The organism is Demequina lignilytica, from assembly GCF_030418375.1.
Lineage (GTDB): Bacteria > Actinomycetota > Actinomycetes > Actinomycetales > Demequinaceae > Demequina > Demequina lignilytica.
Genome location: NZ_JAUHPZ010000009.1, coordinates 50,299 through 68,225, shown reverse-complemented (window position 1 = coordinate 68,225; position 17,927 = coordinate 50,299). Strand labels below are relative to the sequence as shown.

The 17,927-nt window shown below is 70.3% G+C and carries 16 protein-coding genes; 6 read left to right on the top strand and 10 right to left on the bottom strand.

Translation table 11 applies throughout. The features are described from left to right. Positions 1–71: 71 nt before the first annotated feature. From QQX13_RS11610 to QQX13_RS11600, 3 genes are all read left to right on the top strand, one after another. Positions 72–752 carry an SOS response-associated peptidase gene (locus tag QQX13_RS11610; RefSeq protein WP_301121352.1) on the top strand — a complete coding sequence of 227 codons (681 nt, stop codon included), beginning with the start codon at positions 72–74 and terminating at the stop codon, positions 750–752. A gap of 204 nt (positions 753–956) precedes the next feature. Continuing rightward, positions 957–1,667: a LytR/AlgR family response regulator transcription factor gene (locus QQX13_RS11605; protein WP_301121354.1), complete on the top strand. Its 711-nt coding sequence runs from the start codon at positions 957–959 to the stop codon at positions 1,665–1,667. Next, a complete protein-coding gene (locus QQX13_RS11600; RefSeq protein ID WP_301121356.1) occupies positions 1,664–2,980 on the top strand; it encodes an ATP-binding protein in 1,317 nt (438 codons plus the stop codon). The genes QQX13_RS11605 and QQX13_RS11600 overlap by 4 nt, the downstream gene beginning before the upstream one ends. Before the next feature lie 26 nt (positions 2,981–3,006). On the opposite strand, the gene QQX13_RS11595 is transcribed toward QQX13_RS11600, so the two are convergent. The 10 genes from QQX13_RS11595 to mtlA form a co-directional block, all read right to left on the bottom strand. Further along, positions 3,007–4,023, bottom strand: coding sequence for a glycosyltransferase family 2 protein (locus tag QQX13_RS11595; RefSeq protein ID WP_301121358.1), 1,017 nt, complete (start codon positions 4,021–4,023; stop codon positions 3,007–3,009). 20 nt (positions 4,024–4,043) lie between these two features. Next, a complete protein-coding gene (locus tag QQX13_RS11590; protein WP_301121360.1) occupies positions 4,044–4,715 on the bottom strand; it encodes a hypothetical protein in 672 nt (223 codons plus the stop codon). Between the two features lie 14 nt (positions 4,716–4,729). Then, positions 4,730–7,162 carry a glycoside hydrolase family 3 C-terminal domain-containing protein gene (locus tag QQX13_RS11585; RefSeq protein ID WP_301121362.1) on the bottom strand — a complete coding sequence of 811 codons (2,433 nt, stop codon included), beginning with the start codon at positions 7,160–7,162 and terminating at the stop codon, positions 4,730–4,732. A gap of 106 nt (positions 7,163–7,268) precedes the next feature. Next, on the bottom strand, positions 7,269–10,187 hold the full coding sequence (locus QQX13_RS11580; protein ID WP_301121364.1) for a glycoside hydrolase family 3 C-terminal domain-containing protein: 2,919 nt from the start codon (positions 10,185–10,187) through the stop codon (positions 7,269–7,271). Positions 10,188–10,448: 261 nt separating this feature from the next. After that, positions 10,449–11,303, bottom strand: a complete 855-nt coding sequence (locus QQX13_RS11575; protein ID WP_301121366.1) for a biotin--[acetyl-CoA-carboxylase] ligase — start codon at positions 11,301–11,303, stop codon at positions 10,449–10,451. Positions 11,304–11,322: 19 nt separating this feature from the next. After that, positions 11,323–12,084 carry a DeoR/GlpR family DNA-binding transcription regulator gene (locus tag QQX13_RS11570; protein WP_301121368.1) on the bottom strand — a complete coding sequence of 254 codons (762 nt, stop codon included), beginning with the start codon at positions 12,082–12,084 and terminating at the stop codon, positions 11,323–11,325. Between the two features lie 87 nt (positions 12,085–12,171). Further along, a complete protein-coding gene (locus tag QQX13_RS11565; RefSeq protein ID WP_301121370.1) occupies positions 12,172–13,212 on the bottom strand; it encodes a zinc-dependent dehydrogenase in 1,041 nt (346 codons plus the stop codon). 38 nt (positions 13,213–13,250) lie between these two features. Next, the gene (locus QQX13_RS11560; RefSeq protein WP_301121372.1) at positions 13,251–13,679 is read right to left on the bottom strand and encodes a PTS mannitol transporter subunit IIA; all 429 of its coding nucleotides are present in this window, start codon (positions 13,677–13,679) and stop codon (positions 13,251–13,253) included. A gap of 4 nt (positions 13,680–13,683) precedes the next feature. Then, positions 13,684–13,992: a PTS sugar transporter subunit IIBC family protein gene (locus tag QQX13_RS11555; RefSeq protein ID WP_301121374.1), complete on the bottom strand. Its 309-nt coding sequence runs from the start codon at positions 13,990–13,992 to the stop codon at positions 13,684–13,686. Positions 13,993–14,078: 86 nt separating this feature from the next. Continuing rightward, positions 14,079–15,212 carry a mannitol-specific PTS transporter subunit IIC gene (mtlA, locus tag QQX13_RS11550; protein ID WP_301121376.1) on the bottom strand — a complete coding sequence of 378 codons (1,134 nt, stop codon included), beginning with the start codon at positions 15,210–15,212 and terminating at the stop codon, positions 14,079–14,081. A gap of 282 nt (positions 15,213–15,494) precedes the next feature. Here mtlA and QQX13_RS11545 point away from each other — a divergent pair, with 282 nt between their 5' ends. The 3 genes from QQX13_RS11545 to QQX13_RS11535 are packed head-to-tail and all read left to right on the top strand — an operon-like array spanning position 15,495 to position 17,904. After that, entirely contained in the window at positions 15,495–17,075 is a 1,581-nt protein-coding gene (locus QQX13_RS11545; RefSeq protein ID WP_301121378.1) for an acyl-CoA carboxylase subunit beta, read from the top strand. Beyond that, the gene (locus QQX13_RS11540; RefSeq protein WP_301121380.1) at positions 17,072–17,326 is read left to right on the top strand and encodes an acyl-CoA carboxylase epsilon subunit; all 255 of its coding nucleotides are present in this window, start codon (positions 17,072–17,074) and stop codon (positions 17,324–17,326) included. The genes QQX13_RS11545 and QQX13_RS11540 overlap by 4 nt, the downstream gene beginning before the upstream one ends. Beyond that, positions 17,323–17,904 (top strand): SanA/YdcF family protein, encoded by a 582-nt coding sequence (locus tag QQX13_RS11535; RefSeq protein ID WP_301121382.1) that lies wholly within the window; start codon positions 17,323–17,325, stop codon positions 17,902–17,904. The genes QQX13_RS11540 and QQX13_RS11535 overlap by 4 nt, the downstream gene beginning before the upstream one ends. The last annotated feature ends 23 nt before the right edge of the window (positions 17,905–17,927 follow it).

The following is a 17,927-nucleotide window of genomic DNA, read 5'->3' as shown; positions in this document are numbered from 1 at the left end:
CGAGGCGCAACCGGGCATAATCCCTGGATGTTCCCCGGCACGATCCCACCGCACGCGCCTACCCTGGACGCATGTGCGGCCGCTACGCGAACTTCCTCACCGAGCAGGAGCTCGTCGACGCCTTCGAGATCGCCGTGATCGCGGACGACGCGCGCCTGGCGCCTCGGTACAACATCGGGCCCATGCAGGACGCGTCGATCGTGGTCGCCCGCCAGGAGGGCGCCCGCACCCTGGAGACCGCGCGGTGGGGGCTGGTGCCCGTCTGGGCGAAGGACCCGAAGGTGGGGGTCCGCGCCTTCAACGCCCGCTCGGAGACGGTCGCCGAGAAGCCCACGTTCCGCTCCGCGTTCGCCAAGCGCCGCTGCCTGGTGCCGGCCAACGGGTACTACGAGTGGCACACCGAGGGCACGGAGAAGACCCCGTACTTCATCCACCGGGCGGACGATGCGCCGCTCGCCTTCGCGGGCCTGTACGAGTTCTGGAAGGACAAGGCCCTCGGCGACGAGGCGGAGTGGCTCGCGACCTTCTCGATCGTGACGACGGCGGCGCGAGGCGAGATGCAGGAGATTCACGACCGCCAGCCGGTGATGCTCACCCAGGACGAGGCGGATGCGTGGCTCGACTCCGCGTCGACGCAGGACGACCTGTGGGCGGCCATCGGGGCCCCGGCGCCCGAGCTGACCTGGCACCGCGTGGGCAAGGCCGTGGGCAACGTGCGGAACCAGGGGCCGGAGCTGGTCGAGCCCGCCTGAGGGCGCTGAGCCTCCCGCAGGAGTCGACGATGTGCCGGGAGGGGCGCTGACTTCCCCGCAGCGGGTGGAGGCGGGGTGGAGGCGGGGCGGGGTCGGGGCGGGGGCGGGGCGGGGTGGGGGCGGGACCTGGGGGCGGGGGTCGGGCGGGGCGAACCAACTTACACTTGTACGACAAGCATCTGGGGGCAGAGGCCGGGGAGCGCAGTGATCAGGATCGGGATCGTCGAGGACGACGCGGCCTGCCGTCGGGACCTGCTCGACCACCTCGCGCGCTACGCCGAGGAGAACGACGTCCAGTTCGACCTCCGCACCTTCCCCGACGGCGAGGACATCGTCGAGGGCTACCGCCCGCAGTACGACATCCTCTTCCTCGACGTCGAGATGCCGGGCATGGACGGCTTCGAGGCGGCGCACGCGATCCGCGAGGTCGACACGGACGTGGTGATGATCTTCGTCACCAACATGGGCCAGTACGCGATCAAGGGCTACGAGGTCGACGCCCTCAGCTACCTGCTCAAGCCCGTCCCCTACTTCGCCTTCGCGCAGGAGCTCACCCGCTCGCTCACGCGGCTCAACAAGCGCGAGTCCCGCGGCGTGGTCCTCAGCGTCAACAACGCGCTGGTCCGCCTGGACCCCAGCGAGATCGTCTACGCCGAGTCGGTCAAGCACCGCATCACCATCCACGCGCTGGACCGCGTCTACACCTTCTCCGGCACCCTCAAGGCGCTCGAGGAGGAGCTGGGCGACCACGGCTTCTTCCGCTCCAACAACTGCTACCTGGTCAACCTCCAGCACGTGAGGCGCGTCGACCAGTCGACGTCGGTGATGACCAACGGCGCCGCCCTGACCGTGAGCCGGCCGCGCAAGAAGGCCTTCATGGACGCCCTCGCCGACCACATGGGCGGGAAGCGGTGATCCCCATCGAGGACGCCCTCCAGGACATCCCGCGCTGGCTCACCGGCACCGCCGAATGGGGTGCCGCGCTCGTGTACATCCTGCTCGCCCCCAAGCGCCTGCGTCGCGTCCCGCTGATCGCGGCGCTCGCGGGCGGGCTCATGCTCCTGTGGGGCGTGCAGGAGCTCGCCGGCTCGCTGCCGCTGGGCCTGTGGTCGCTCGGCATGGTGCTGGCGGGCGGCGCGATGTACGGGCTCATCTGGCTGTGCGTGGACACCGACGCGAGGGGCGCGGGCGACCTGTTCGCCCGCGCGTTCGTGCTGGGCGAGCTGATCGCCTCCCTCGAGTGGCAGCTCGACCAGCACTTCTTCGGCGGGCCCGACTGGACCTGGCAGCGCGTCGTGCTGCTCGCGGTCGTCGTGGGCGGCTCGCTCGGCGCCGCCTTCCTGGTGGAGCGGCGCAACTTCCCGCCCGGGCTCCGGATCGCGATCGACGGCCGCATCCTCGCGTCGACCCTCTCGATCGCCCTGGTCACGTTCCTCATGTCGAACCTCAGCTTCATCTCGGACACGGGGCCGTTCTCCGCGCGCGAGGGCCGCGAGGTGTTCTACGTGCGCACGCTGGTCGACCTGGCCGGCTTCATCGCCCTCTACGCGATGCGCAGCCAGCGCCTCCAGCTGCAGCGGGCGATCGAGAACCAGTCGATGAACACGCTGCTGCGCACCCAGCACGAGCAGTACCTGGCCTCGCGCCAGCAGGCGGACGCGGTCAACGCCCGCTACCACGACATGAAGCACTACATCACGGCGCTGCGGGGCGAGGAGGACGAGGGCGTCCGGGCCCGCCTCGCCGACGAGCTCGAGGAGTCCGTCCGCGGCTACGGCGCCTCGGCGCTGCGGACCGGCAACTCCGTGGTGGACACCATGCTCGCGACCAAGGTCGCGCAGGCGGAGACGCGAGGGATCACCGTGACCTGCGTGGTCGACGGCTCGGTGGTCGACTTCATGGACGTCATGGAGATCGTCACGGTGTTCGGCAACGCGCTCGACAATGCGATCGAGGCGACCTCACGGGTGGCGGACCCGGAGCAGCGGCTCATCCGCGTCGCCGTCTACCGGCAGGGCGACTTCGCGGTGCTGAGGTTCGAGAACTACTTCGGTGGCGAGCTGCGCCTGGTCGACGGCCTGCCGCCCACGACCAAGGACGACTCGCACCACCACGGCTACGGCCTGAAGAACATCCGCCAGGCCGCCGCCGCGCACCAGGGCACCTTCACCGTCCACGCCGAGGACGGCTGGTTCGTGCTGCGCATGCTGGTGCCGATCCCGGGCTGACGCCGGCGGGGGGACGATGCGTCGGCTCAGTTGAAGCCGACGCGCCACTGCGCCGCCTTGTATGCGGCGAGGGTGACCTTCCGGCCGGGCTTGCCCGGCAGGTTGATGATCTGGCCGAGGGCGCCGCGACGCAGGCGGCGGTGCAGCGTCGGGTCCTCGTCGCGGATGGAGCGCCACAGGGCCTCCTTGGCGACGATCGCGTCGTCGGTGCCGGAGCGCAGCAGCAGCGTCGAGGACACCGCGCAGATGATCTCGAGGTAGTGCGTCATGTACCGGTACGCAGCGTGATCGGGCGAGATCTCGGTCATGGCGTGCTCGGTCATCATCCGGTTGACGCGGAGCTGCTGGTCGAGCCGGCCGATCATCACCTGCTCGGAGACCGACTGCCCCTCCCGGCCGATGAAGTAGCGGTACAGGTCGACGTCGAGGTAGTAGATCCGCTCGACGTACGGCAGCGGCATGTACGCGAAGATGTTGTCGACGTAGAACGTGTGCTCGGGGAGGCGCAGCCCGACCTCGCGCAGCAGCTCGGTGCGGTACACGATCGAGTGCATGAGGAAGTACTGGGTCTTGCGCAGCTTCCCGACCTCGTCCCAGCCGAACACGCGGGCCTGGGGCAGGGCCCGGCGGTAGCGGACCGCGCGCTTCTTCTCGCGGCCCTCCTTCTCGTAGACGAAGTTGCTGAGCACCATGTCCACGCCGTCCGAGTCGGCGTCGAGGCGCTTGAGCGTGGCCAGCAGCTCGGCGAGCGCGTCCGCGTCGACCCAGTCGTCCGAATCGACCACCTTGAAGTACCGCCCGGTCGCGACCTCGAGCCCCACGTTGATGGTGGAGCCGTGACCGCCGTTGACCTTGTGGATCGCGCGCACGCGGCCCGGGTACCGGTCCGCGTACGCGTCGGCGACGTCGCCCGTGGCGTCACGGGAGCCGTCGTTGACGATCAGGATCTCGACATCGTCCCCGCCCACGAGGAGGGAGTCGATGCAGCGGTGCATGAAGTCCGCGGAGTTGTAGCTGGGGACGACGACGGAGAGGGTGGTCATGATGGGTCAATCATCCCATGTCACGAGCGCGCCGCGTCGGGACCCTCCTGGACGGTCTCGAGATCGCGCTCGACGATCTCCTCGGCCGTGTCCTCGGCCGCCTCCGCGGCGTCGGATTTGAAGATGACCTTGAAGATCGGGAAGAAGATCCAGAACGCGATCGCCGAGTTGATGATCATGGTGACCACGTCGGCCACGGCCTCGCCGCCGGACGGCCAGACGCTCTTGCACCAGGCGTAGATGGGCGCCTTGTAGAAGCCCTGCGCGGCCGCCGCGCCGATCGTGATGAGGAGGTACGCGATCACGTACCAGAACGCCGCCTTCGCGACCGAGTTGTTCGCCTTGAAGGTGATGGTGCGCTGCGCGAAGAAGTTGATGACCTGGGCGATCGCGATGGTGATCTGGACGGCCAGGAAGTACGCGAGGCCGCCGCCGATGCCGTCCGCGTCGACGGGCCCGGCCGGGTAGTCGAAGATGTAGTACTGCGAGCCGTCGACGTTGGACCCCACCGGCCAGATCTGGAACGCGACGTCCACCAGGGCGGTCTGGTAGAAGACCCACTTGAAGATCGGCATGAGCGCCAGCTGCAGCACGGTGACCCCGTTGCTGAGCAGGAAGAACATCAGGAACTGGGCGGTGTTCGGGCGCTTGGCCTCGAACCTGCGCCACGCGTTGACGATCGGCTTGAGCATCTCGGGTCTCTCTCTCAGCGCGCGGCCTGCGCCGGTGCGGACGCCGCGGGGGTCGGGTGGTCGGCGAGCTCGGCGGTGAGGCGCTTGGACTCGCGCGCGTTGCGCACGAATCCGGAGGCCGTGGCGCCGACGCCGCGGAGGAGGTGGCCGTTGGCGATGTCGACGATCCCGTCGACCATGTCCATCGAGACCGCGCCGTTGGTCATCTTGCCCATCGCGCGGAACGGCATGTTGTACAGGAAGAACAGGTTGAGGTCGGGCTTGCCCTTGCGCTGCGAGCGCGCGATCAGGCCCTTGAGCGCGCCGGCAGCGCCGCGCGCGAGCGGGCTCGGGGCGTGATGCATCGCGAGCAGCGGCGAGTTCGCGTCGAGCGGCTCCCGCTCGCCTGACGCGGTCGGGAGCGCGCGGCCGAGCAGCGCCTCGAAGTCGACGTCCGTCACCGCGACCACGTCGCCGGTGCGGTACACCGCGGGGGCCGGGTCGGCCGCCACGGTCGCTCCGTCGACGTGCAGGACCGCCGCGACCGGCAGGTCCCTCACGTGCGAGCCGACCGCCACGCGGTACTCCCCCGCCTCGGTGACCCACGCGTCGGCGGCGGGGTCGAAGGTGCGGAACGTGTACCGGTCGAAGGGGATCTCGACGGTGGTGCTCGCGCCGGGCGCGAGCTCGACCTTGGCGAAGCCCTTGAGCTCGCGGACGGGACGATGCGCGCCGTCGGTGACGCGCTCGACGTACAGCTGGGCGACGTGGCCGCCCGCCACGGCTCCCGTGTTCGTGACCGTCGCGGTCGCCCCGGAGGCGGTGACCACCAGGTCGGAGATCTCGAAGGTCGTGTAGCTCAGCCCGAAGCCGAACGGGAACAGGACGTCCGCGCCCACGCTCTCGTAGTAGCGGTAGCCGACGTACAGGCCCTCGCGGTACTCCGAGGCGTCGCCGAGGCCCGGGTAGTACGCGTGGCTCGGGTTGTCCTCGAGGCGTACCGGGTACGTCTCCGCGAGGCGGCCCGAGGGGTTCACCCTGCCGGTCAGCACGTTCAGCGTCGCCTCGGCACCGGCCTGGCCGCCGAGGTAGCCGTGCACCAGGGCGTCGGTCTGCTCGAGCCACGGCATCTCGATCGCCGAGCCGGCGGACAGCACCACCACCACCGGGACGTCCTCGCGGTGGAGCGCGTCGAGCAGCCCGATCTGGTTGGCGGGCAGGCGCATGTGGGTGCGGTCGTTGCCCTCGGACTCGCTCGTCTCGTCGAGGCCCAGGAACACCAGCGCCACGTCCGCGCTGCGCGCGGCCTCGACGGCCTCGGCGAGCAGGCCCGCGTCGGGCCCGCCGGTGCGACGGAAGCCCTGCGCGAAGCGCACCAGCTCGAGGCCCGAGCCGGGCAGCGCGTCGAGCACGGTGGACAGGCGGGTGGGGTTCACCAGCGAGGAGCCGGCGCCCTGGTAGCGGGGGGTCTGCGCGAAGTCGCCGATCACGGCGACCCGGGCTCCCGCGGCGAGCGGGAGCAGGCCGCCGGCGTTGCGCAGCAGCACGTGGCTGGACTCTGCGACGCGGCGTGCGAGCTCGTGGTGCGCCTGCTCGTCGACGGCGCGAGCCAGGGACGGGTCGATGCGCTCGACCAGCGTCACCATCTCGTCGACGCGGGCGTCGAGGTCGGCCTCGGCCAGACGGCCGGCGCGCAGGGCGGTGACGATCTGCCGGGCGGAGTCGAGCCCGGGCGACGGCATCTCGAGGGTGCCGCCGTTCTCCACGGCCGTCACCGCATCGTTCGAGCCGCCCCAGTCGGACACGACCGCGCCGTCGAAGCCCCAGCCGTCGCGCAGGATCTCCTGCAGCAGGTGGGCGTTCTCGTGGGCGTAGGTGCCGTTGACCTTGTTGTAGGCGGACATGATCGCCTTCGGCGAGGACTCCCGCACCACGATCTCGAAGGCGGTGAGGTAGATCTCGCGGAGCGTGCGCTCGTCGACCACCGAGTCGGAGGCCATGCGGCGGTGCTCCTGGCTGTTCGCCGCGAAGTGCTTGGGGCAGGCGCTCACGCCCTGCGACTGGATGCCGCGCACGTAGGCCGCGGCGAGCTTGCCGGACAGGTAGGGGTCCTCCGAGAAGTACTCGAAGTTGCGCCCGCACAGCGGCGAGCGCTTGATGTTCAGGCCGGGGCCGAGCACCATGTCGACGTCGAGCGCGGCGGCCTCGGCGCCCAGGGCCTCGCCCAGCGCCGTGGTGAGCTCGGCGTCCCACGAGTTCGCGACCGTCGCGGCCGTCGGGAAGCAGGTCGCGGGCGCGGAGCCGTTGATGCCGAGGTGGTCGCCGGAACCCAGCTGCTTGCGGATGCCGTGGGGGCCGTCCGACAGGTTGAGGGACCGGATCCCGGCACGCGGGACGGCACGCGTCTCCCAGACGCTCGCGCCGCTCAGCAGCGCGGCCTTCTCCAGCTCGGTGAGCTCGTGGGACATGGTGGCGGATTCCTTGGGGTGGCGCGGCTCGACGCCGCGGGCTGACGGATGGAGGGGGCGGGGCCCGGGGTGCCGCGCCGCGTGACGCGGCACCCCGGGCGCCCGATCAGGCGTCGACCGTCTCGGCGACGGGCTCGGTGACCTCCGCCTCGGGGGCGCCGGCCGTGCGGCGGCGGACCCGGACGACGACCATCGCGATGAGACCCGCGATGATCAGGCCCACGCCGCCGGTGATGACCCAGCGCCACATCTGCCACGCCGGCGGCGTGTAGGTGATGGTGCTGGCCGGGGCGATGCCGTCCATGGCGTTGGAGTTCGCCACGGTGAACAGCATGTGGTGGGCCACGGTGCGCAGGTTCGAGACCGCGAGCGCCGAGGTGGTGTCCTCGAGGACCTTGAAGGGCTCGAAGGTGAGCATGTGATCGGTGCCGGCGTCGATCGCCTGGTCGGGGTACATGTACCCGTACAGGTTGAAGTCGGTGATCACGAAGCCCTCGAAGCCCCACTCGTCGCGGAGCACGTCGGTCATGAGGGCCTTCGAGCCGCCGGCCCAGGTGCTGCCGATGCGGTTGAAGGAGCTCATCATGGCCATCTGGCCGACCTCGGCGGTCTCGACGGTGCCCTCGTCATCGGAGATGTACGAGATCTCGCCGGTGACCTCCTTGACGGGGATCTCGAACGCCTTCAGGTAGATCTCGCGGATCGCCTGCTCGTTCGCCCACGAGGCGACACCGTTGTTGACGCGGTTGGTCTCCTGGTCGTTCATCGCGAAGTGCTTGAGGAACGTGTACACGCCCTTGGTGAGCGCGCCCTCGGAGGTCGCCTTCGCCATCTCGCCCGACAGGACCGGGTCCTCCGAGTAGTACTCGAAGTTGCGGCCCGCGAAGGGCGAGCGGTGGATGTTGAGCGCCGGTGCGTACCAGCCGTTGGCGCCCATCTGCAGCGCCTCCTCGCCCACCTGCGCGCCCATGCGGTGCGCGATCTCCTTGTTCCACGTCTGGGCGATGACCACCTCGGACGGGTACGCGGTGCCGTTGTAGGCGTCGTTGAGGAAGGACGAGAAGCCGGCGGGGCCGTCGAGGTCGACGGTGGCGGGCTTCACGACCGACTCGATCGCGTCGGTGTTGTACGCGCCGTTGAGGATGACCTTGGTGATCTCCTCGACGGTGAGCTGGTCGAGCATGTCCTCCCACAGCGGGTGGTCGAAGTCGAGGCCGCGCAGGTCGATGAGCTGCAGGCCGTTCTCCGCACCGGTCACGGGCATCTCGGCGTCCGAGGCCTCGGCGGCGGCCGCGGCGTCGTAGGCGTCGAACGCGGCGACGATCTCGTCGGTCGCGGTCAGGTCCGCCTCGGTGGGAGCCGTGGGCCAGGTGCCCGCGAAGTCCGCACGCGAGAGGTTGACGATCTTGCCGTCCTCGGCGGTGTCGCTGAAGAGGGCCGAGACGTCGTCGAACTGGTTGGTCGCGGCGACGCCGTCGGACTCGCGCGGGTTGTCCTCGCCGTAGACGATCGTGTCGCCCACGGTGTAGCTGATCGGCTCGACGCCCTCGGCGAGGGTGTGCGAGTCGGTCTGCACGCGGAGCTCGTAGTCGCCGGCCTCGAGCACGTAGGCGCCCGCGGTCTCGTAGTCGTAGGACGCCATGTCCTCGACCGCGAGGGTCAGGGTGACGGTCTCGGACTGGCCCGGCTCGAGGAGCGAGGTCTTCTCGAAGGCGCCGAGGACGACCTCGGCCTTCTCGATGCCGCCCGCGGTGTAGGGCGCGTTGTAGTACAGCTCCACGACGTCCTTGCCCGCGACGTCGCCGGTGTTGGTGACGGTCACGTCGACGGTGATGTCGCCGTCGGTGCCGCCCAGCTCCTCACCGGCGATCTCCCACGAGAAGTCGGTGTAGGACAGGCCGTAGCCGAACGGGTAGACCACGGCGGAGTCGTAGTCGATGAAGCCCTCGGCGGCCGCGGTCTCGTAGTAGCGGTAGCCGACGTAGATGCCCTCCTCGTACTGGACGAAGTAGCCCGGGCCGTTGACCGAGTCGACGTTGGAGTACTGGAAGTTGCCGAAGTTGCTCCAGGTCGGGTCCTGGGTGAAGTCCGCGGACCAGGTGTCGACCGTGCGACCCGACGGGTTGACGGCGCCGCTGAGCACGTCGCCCACGGCGTTGTAGCCGGTCTGACCGGGCGAGCCGATCAGCAGCACGCCGTCGATCTCCGGGTCGTCCTGGATCACGCCCATCTCCATCGAGGTGGACGCGTTGACCACGACGATCACGGTGTCGAAGCTGGCCTTGGCCACCTCGAGCATCGCCTTCTCGTCCTGGTTGAGCTCGAGCATGTGCTCGCCCGCCTGCGCGCGCTCGTCCGCCGCGCCGGGCACGTCGGTCATGTCCTGCGCGAGGTCGCCGCCCTCGCCGCCGCCACGGCCGATCACGACCACGGCCGCGTCCGCGTAGTCCGCGAACGACGCGGTCGCCTCGTCGGTGTACTGGTCCACCGGCATCTCGCCGATCACGTAGGTCGAGCCCGCCGGGTCGTCCATGACGATGTCGGCCTTGGGGGCGTCCGCGGCGAACGACTCGAACATCGCATACGCGGTCGGGTTCACGTCGAAGCCCGCGTTCTCAAGGCCCGTGATGGCGTTCACGGCCGTCGACGTGTCGACCGAGCCGGAGCCGGCGCCGCCGAACACGGGGTCCGCGGAGAAGCGGCCGAGCAGCGTGACCTTCGCGCCCGAGGCCAGCGGCAGGGCCGCGGCCTCGTTCTTCGCGAGCACGACGCCCTCGGACTCGATCTCCTCGACGAGCGCGAACGCGTCCTCCTGCTCGGACTCGAGCGAGTCGTAGGACGCCTCGTTGTAGTCGGTGTCCCAGTCCTCGGTGCCCTCGGCGGTCTCGATCGTGTAGGTGCCCTCGCCGAGCTGGGTGTTGACCCAGGACCCGAAGATGCTGATGGCGACGTTCGCGACCACCGTGAGGATGATCAGGAACGCGATGACGGGGACCCAGATGCCGAGATACTTGCCGTTCGACATCGGCGGCTTCTTTGCCGAATCTGTACTCACTTTGCCTCTCCTTGCACGCCCGCCGTGAGCATCGTCCCCCCGCGGGGGCATGATGCGCGACCACGGGCGTGTGGTCGGACCGCCTCAGACGGCCGTGTGTTGTGTGGTGACGTCCTTGTGCCGGACAACACCGCCGCCACTGCCACGTGACGGCGATGGGGAGAGGCAATCACCCGTTCGCGCGTCCCGGCCGGGACCATGCACGACCTGTCCCCACGGTCGCACAACCTGTCATCCGCGGCGCACGCGGACGTCCCCCGCGAGCACCTCGCGGCGCTCGCCGGCGGCCGTGCGCACCACCAGGCCGCCGCCGGGGGCGAGCCCCTCGGCCACCCCGGAGACCGGCGCGCCGTCGGGGACGTCGATCGCGACGTCCCACCCGACCGTCGCGAGCACGGCCTCCACCGGCGCGCGCATCGGCTCCCCGGAGCGCCACTGGGCCACGGAGTCGCGCAGCTCGGCCGCGAGCAGCCCCATGAGCACCACCCGGTCGAGCTCGGTGGCGCCCAGCGACGCCAGGGAGGCCGCGTGCGGGACCGGCAGCTCGGCCGGCTCCTGCGAGACGTTGATGCCGATGCCCGCGACGACCGCGTCATCCTCGCCCGTCTCGCACAGGATCCCGACCACCTTGCGCCAGCGTCCCCAGCCGGGGATCTCCCGCGCGCCGGCCTCGACCACGACGTCGTTGGGCCACTTCAGCCACGCGCCCACGCCCGCGCGGCGCAGCGCGCGGACCGTCGCGAGCCCGGTCACGAGCGGCGCCCAGCCGTAGTCCGCGCGTGCCACCTCGACGGGTCTCAGCGCGAACGATGCGGTGAGGGCCGCCCCGCGCGGCGTCACCCAGGCGCGCCCGGCGCGGCCCCGGCCGGCGGTCTGGTGGTCGGCCACCAGCGCGGACAGGTGCGGCCAGGCGCTCCCCTCGCGCCGCAGCGCCTCGAGCAGGCGGGTGTTGGTCGACGGGGACTGCGCGAGCACGTCGACGCGCGCGAGCGGGGCGGGCACCAGCCCTGCCAGCGCGCCCGCGGTGAGCTCGCTCCGGGAGCGCAGGATGCGCTCGGCGGGCACGGCGGGGACGGTGGAGCTCACGGCGCCAGCGTAGACCCCGTCAGACGAGGGCCACCTCGACGCCCGCGGCCTCCAGGTCCTCCGCGGTGTCGCGGTCGAGACCCGTGTCGGTGATGAGCATGGCGATGTCGCTCAGCCCCGCGAAGCGGTGGAGATGGATCTGCCCGGCCTTGGTCGAGTCGCTCACGATGACGGCGCGGCGGGCCGCCCCCACCATCGCCCGCTTGGCGTCCGACTCGGCCTGATCCGGCGTGGTGAAGCCGTGGCTCACGTCGAAGCCGTTGGCCCCCATGAAGGCGACGTCCGCGCACATGCCCGCGAGCGCCTCGATCATCATGCCGCCGACCGCGGCCCCGGTGCGGTGCCGCACGCGGCCGCCGAGCAGGACCAGGTCGATCGAGGGGCGGTCGGCGATCACGGCGGCGATCGCGAAGGAGTTGGTGACCACCGTCGCGGACATGTCCGCGGGCATCGCGTGGGCGATCGCGAGGGTGGTCGTGCCCGAGTCGAGGATCACCGAGCCGCCGTGAGGGATCTCCTCGAGCGCGCGCTCCGCGATGGTGCGCTTCTCCGAGGTGGCCTGGATCTGACGGTCGGCGGTGTGCTGCTCGAGCGTGAGCCGCTCCACGGGGAGGGCGCCTCCATGCACACGGCGGACCACACCGAGCCGCTCGAGGGCCGTGAGGTCGCGGCGGACCGTCTCGACGGTCACGCCGAGCGTCTCGGACAGCGCCACCACCTCGACGCGGCCGACCTCGCGCGCGCGCTCGAGGATCGCCTGCTGCCGCTCTGCCGCGTACACGCCATGCCCTCCAGAATTGTGTGCCCCGGGGTCAATACTCCCTCATCGTGGCCGTCCGGAGGGACGGCCACGATGGGGAGAGGCCGGTCAGGGCTCGACGGTGACCTTGATGGCAGCGCCGCGCTTGACGATGTCGAACGCGTCGAGGACCCGCTCCAGCGGGATGTGCTCCGTGATCAGGTCCTTCACGGGCACCTTGCCGGTCGCGATGTACTCGAGCGCCATCTTGTTGTGCGCCGGCGCCGAGCCGTTCGCACCGAAGATGCGGAGCTGGCGGTAGTGCACCAGGTTCGAGTCGCACGTGATGGTCGGGTTGGTCTTCGGCAGGCCGCCGAAGAAGGAGATCTTGCCGTTGCGGGCGGCCATCGAGATCGCCTGCTCCTGGGCGATGTTCGCCGCGGTCGCCGTGATGATCGCGTCCGCACCGCGGCCGTCCGTCAGCTCCTTCACCTTCTCGACCACGTCGACGTTCGCGCCGTTGATGACCTCGTCCGGGTGGACCGCGTCGGCGGTCATCTTGAGCCGCTCGTCGTTGACGTCGATGAGGAAGATCCGGGCGGCGCCGTTGGCGCGGGCCAGACGGATGTGCATCGCGCCGATCGGGCCGGCGCCGAACACGACCACCGTGTCGCCCTCCTCGATGCCGAGGATCCGCTGCGCGTTGATGGCGCACGCGAGGGGCTCGGCCGCCGAGGCCTCGTCGTAGCCGACGCCCTCGGGGATGCGGTTGAGACCGTCGACCTTCATCACCTCGCGGGGGACGATCATGTACTCGGCGAAGCCGCCGTCGTACTGGTAGCCCATCGAGGTCTGGTTCTGGCAGACCTCCATCCAGCCGCGCGAGCACTCGTAGCAGTCGCCGCAGGGCACCGCGGCGATGACCTGCACGCGGTCGCCGATGGCCCAGCCGTCGACCCCCTCGCCGATCGCGACGATCTCGCCGGCGATCTCGTGGCCGATGGTGCGCGGCGGCGTGAGGTTCTGGTGGCCGTTGTAGAAGATCTTGACGTCGGTGCCGCAGGTGGAGGTGTTCCGCACGCGGAGCTTGACCTCGCCGGGGCCGACCTCGGGCTCGGGCACATCCTCGATGCGGACGTCCTCGGGTGCGTAGAAGCGCAGCGCCTTCATGGTGGTTCCTTTCGGTCGTGGGGACGGATCAGGGTGAGTCAGGCGGCGGGAGCGAGCAGGCCCATGACCTGATCGACGTCGGCCGCCTCGCGCAGCCGGGCCGCGGACTCGGGGTTCATCAGGACGGCGGCGAGGGACTGGAGGATGTCGATGTGCTCCTCGGACTTGGAGGCGATCGCGATGCACACGAACACCTCCTTGCCGTCCCAGTCGATGCCGTCGGGGAACTGCAGGTAGGCGATGGCGGCGCGCGCGATGTGCGCGCGGCTCTCGTTGGTCCCGTGGGGGATCGCCACGCCCTCGCCGATGAAGGTGGACACCTGCTCCTCGCGCTCGTGCAGCGCGGCGGCGTACTCCTCCGTGGCGGCGCCGAGCTCGACCAGGAGCTCGCCGCACTGACGGATGGCGTCCGTCTTGTCCTGAGCCGTCAGGCCAAGACGGACGCCTTCGCGCGACAGGATCGCCATGAGCTCAGGACTCCAGCACCTGGTTGTTGGCGATGGCGTTCTCGACCTTCGTGAAGGCCGGGTCGCCCATGAAGATCGCGAAGGGCACCACGACGGCGCCGGGCGCGGTGGACTTGGCGCGGGCGGCCAGGCCCTGGTGGCACAGCACCACGTTGGCGTCGCCCGGGATCTCGTCGACCGGGGTGTGCTTGACCTCGACGCCGTACTTCGCGAGCTTGGTGCGCAGCGTGCTCGCCACCATGACGGACGAGCCCATGCCGGCGTCGCACGCCACGATCACTCGCTTGACATCGGAACCGTTGACTGAGGGCATCGTCGCCACTCTCCTTCTATGTGTGTCGTGAGGGGTTCGGTGCGGGGGCCGCGGGCGCGGCCCCCGCACCTTCGATTGTGCGCCGATCAGGCGCCGGTCATCGGGTCGGGGAGACCGGCCTCCTTGGCGGCGGCCTCCTCCTTGGCCTCCTGGCGGAGCTCCTTGTCGAACTTCAGCAGGAAGAACGCCACCACGAACGCGACCGCGGCCGCGATGAACACCTGGAGGAACATCCCCACGTACTCGCCCTTCGGCGTGAAGGTGATGTACGCGAAGATCGATCCCGGCGACGGGGGCGCCACCAGGCCGTTGTCCAGGATCACGCCGGTGAGCACGCCGGACATGCCGCCCGCGATGGCCGCGGCGATCAGCTTCGGCTTCATGAGGATGTACGGGAAGTAGATCTCGTGGATGCCGCCGAAGAAGTGGATGATGATCGCGCCGGGGACCGAGGCACGCAGCATGCGCGGGCCGAAGAACATGAACGCGGCGAGGATGCCCAGGCCGGGCCCGGGGTTCGACTCGATCATGAACAGCAGCGACTTGCCGGTCTCGAGCGCCTCCTGGGTGCCGAGCGGGGTGAACACGCCGTGGTTGATGGCGTTGTTCAGGAACAGCACCTTGGCGGGCTCCACGATCAGCGAGGCGAGCGGCAGCAGGTGGGCGTCGACCAGGAAGTCCACGCCGTTGCCGGCCCACTCGACCAGCTTGGTGACCACGGGGCCGATCGCGAGCTTGCCGACGATCGCGAGCAGCATGCCGATGATGCCGATCGAGAAGTTGTCGATGAGCATCTCGAAGCCGGCCTTGACCTTGCCCTCGATGAGCTTGTCGAACTTCTTGAGCACCCACGCGGCCGCCGGACCGGCGATCATCGCGCCCATGAACATCGGGACATCGGCGCCCACGATCACACCCATGGTGACGATGGCGCCGATCACACCACCGCGGATCCCGTGGACGATCTTTCCGCCGGTGTAGCCGATCAGGAGCGGGAGCAGGTAGGTGATCATCGGGCCGACCAGCGCGGCCAGGCCCTCGTTGGGCGTCCATCCCGTGGGGATGAAGAACGCGGTGATGAGGCCCCACGCCACGAAGGCGCCGATGTTCGGCATGATCATGCCGGACAGGAAGCGGCCGAACCTCTGGACCGCCGCGCCCACGCCGCCTTCGCGGTTCTTGTTAGCCGCCGTGGCGGACTGTGCATCGGATAGAGACATGCGCTGCCAACCCTTTCTCTCTCCCCGCTTCCTTGCGAGGGATCTCGTGCCGCATGTCGCCCGGTAACGGGCGTTGTCGTCGTCGACGGTCACGACAATAGCCACACATTCGGCGTGAGTCAAACACATTCGGGCGCACTCAGGCAGGAGCCCTCCTGGGGGTTTGCGAAAACCGGGCACACCCGGGAAGCCCGAACGCGCCCGAATCGGACACACCGTGCAGCCCGCACGGGCGCCGCTAGGCTGTGGGGCAGCCCGTACCCAAGGAGAGATGTGTCCCCCATGAGGCCCGCGAAGACCACAGCATCGTCGCTCGAGGACCTTCGCAAGAAGGTCGACGCCGCGGTCACCGCACCCGAGACGACGGCCCAGGAGAAGCAGCACGCGCGCGGAAAGAAGACCGCCCGCGAGCGCGTCGACCAGCTGCTCGACGAGGGCTCGTTCGTCGAGCTCGACCGGCTCTCGCGCCACCGCTCGCGCAACTTCGGGCTCGACCGCAACCGGCCCTACGGCGACGGCGTTGTCACCGGCTACGGCACCGTCGACGGGCGCCAGGTCGCGGTCTACTCGCAGGACTTCACCGTCTTCGGCGGATCGCTCGGCGAGGTCCACGGCCAGAAGATCGCGAAGATCCAGGACTTCGCGCTGCGTACCGGCGTGCCGTTGATCGGCATCTCCGACGGTGGCGGCGCGCGCATCCAGGAGGGTGTCGCGGCCCTCACCCAGTTCGCGGAGATCTTCCGCCGCAACGTCGCGGCCTCGGGCGTGATCCCGCAGATCTCGATCATCCTGGGCCCCTCCGCCGGCGGCGCGGTCTACTCCCCCGCGCTCACCGACTTCATCGTCATGGCCGACGGCACCTCGCAGATGTTCATCACCGGCCCCGACGTGATCAGGTCCGTCACCGGCGAGCAGGTCACGTTCGAGGAACTGGGAGGCGGCCAGACCCACAACGTCACGTCGGGCGTCGCCCACTACCTCGCGGCGGACGAGGACGATGCGCTCGAGTACGTCCAGCACCTGCTCCAGTACCTGCCCCAGAACAACCTCGCCGACCCGCCGATCTGGACGGAGGAGGCGGACCTCGAGCCCACCGCCGAGGACCTCGCGCTCGACGCGCTGGTCCCGGACAGCGACAACCAGCCGTACGACATGAAGGCGCTGATCGCCGCCGTGGTCGACGACGGGGAGTTCCTCGAGATCCAGCCGCTGTTCGCCCCGAACGTGGTGGTCGGCTTCGGGCACGTGGAGGGCCACTCCGTCGGGATCGTCGCCAACCAGCCCATGCAGATGGCCGGCACGCTCGACATCAACGCCTCCGAGAAGGCCGCCCGGTTCGTGCGGACGTGCGACTCGTTCAACATCCCGATCATCACGCTCGTGGACGTGCCCGGCTTCCTGCCCGGCGTCAACCAGGAGCACCAGGGCATCATCCGTCGGGGCGCCAAGCTCATCTACGCCTACGCCGAGGCGACCGTGCCCCTCATCACGGTGATCACCCGCAAGGCCTACGGCGGCGCCTACATCGTCATGGCGTCCAAGCAGCTCGGCGCGGACGTCAACCTCGCGTGGCCCACGGCGCAGGTCGCGGTGATGGGCGCCGGCGGAGCCGTCAACATCCTCCACCGCCGCACGCTCGCCGACGTCGAGGCGAAGGGCGGCGACGTCGAGGCCGAGCGACAGGCCCTGGTCGAGGACTACGAGGACCGGATCGTCAACCCCTACGACGCCGCCGACCGCGGCTACGTCGACGCCGTGATCGAGCCGTCCGAGACGCGGGCGCAGGTCACCCGGGCGCTCCGCGCGCTGCGCACCAAGCGCGCCTCGCTGCCGCCCAAGAAGCACGGGAACATCCCGCTGTGACCGAGCCCGAGAACTCAGGCGACCCGACCGAGCTGCGGGTGATCCGCGGCGCGGCCGACGACGCGGAGCTCGAGGCGGTGGTCGCCGGCCTGATCGCGGTCGCGGCGGCGTCGCAGGCGGCGGCCGACGAGACGACGCTGGAGGGCGACCCGCGTTCCGCGTGGATGGATCGCACGCGGACGATGCGCGGGCGGCGGATCATGCTGCCGCTCGCCCGCGGCGCGGACGCCTGGCGCCACTCGCTCCGGTGAGCCGCCCTCTGGTCGCGTTCGGCGCCGCGGGGCTCGCCGCCGTCGCCGCCCCCGCCGTCGCCATGCGGGCGACCACCGCATCGTCCCGTCATGCGGTCGACTCGGGCGACCTGCGTCCGGCCGACGCCGCGCTGGTGCTCGGTGCGCGCGTGTGGCCCGACGGCCGCCCCAGCCGCTTCCTCCGCGAGCGCGTCGTCGTGGGCGTCGAGCTCTACCGCCGGGGCCTGGTCGGCACCCTGCTGATGAGCGGGGCGGGTCCGAACAAGGAGGGTCTCGACGAGCCGGGCACGATGCGCCGCACGGCCATCGAGATGGGCGTGCCCGCGCGCGACATCGTCATGGACCCGGCCGGGGTGAACACGTGGGCCTCCGCGCGCGGTGCCGCGGCGCGCGAGCTCCGCTCGGTGATCGCATGCTCGCAGGAGTTCCACCTGCCGCGGGCCGTGTGGCTGTGCCGGCGCGCCGGGCTCGAGGCGCAGGGCGCGTCCCCCGCCGTGCTCGCGCGCACGCACACCGTGATCGGCTACGGGCGGGAGATGGCGGCGGCATGGAAGGCCGTGCTCGACACCATGGCGTGAGCCGCCGACGTGGGCCACGATGG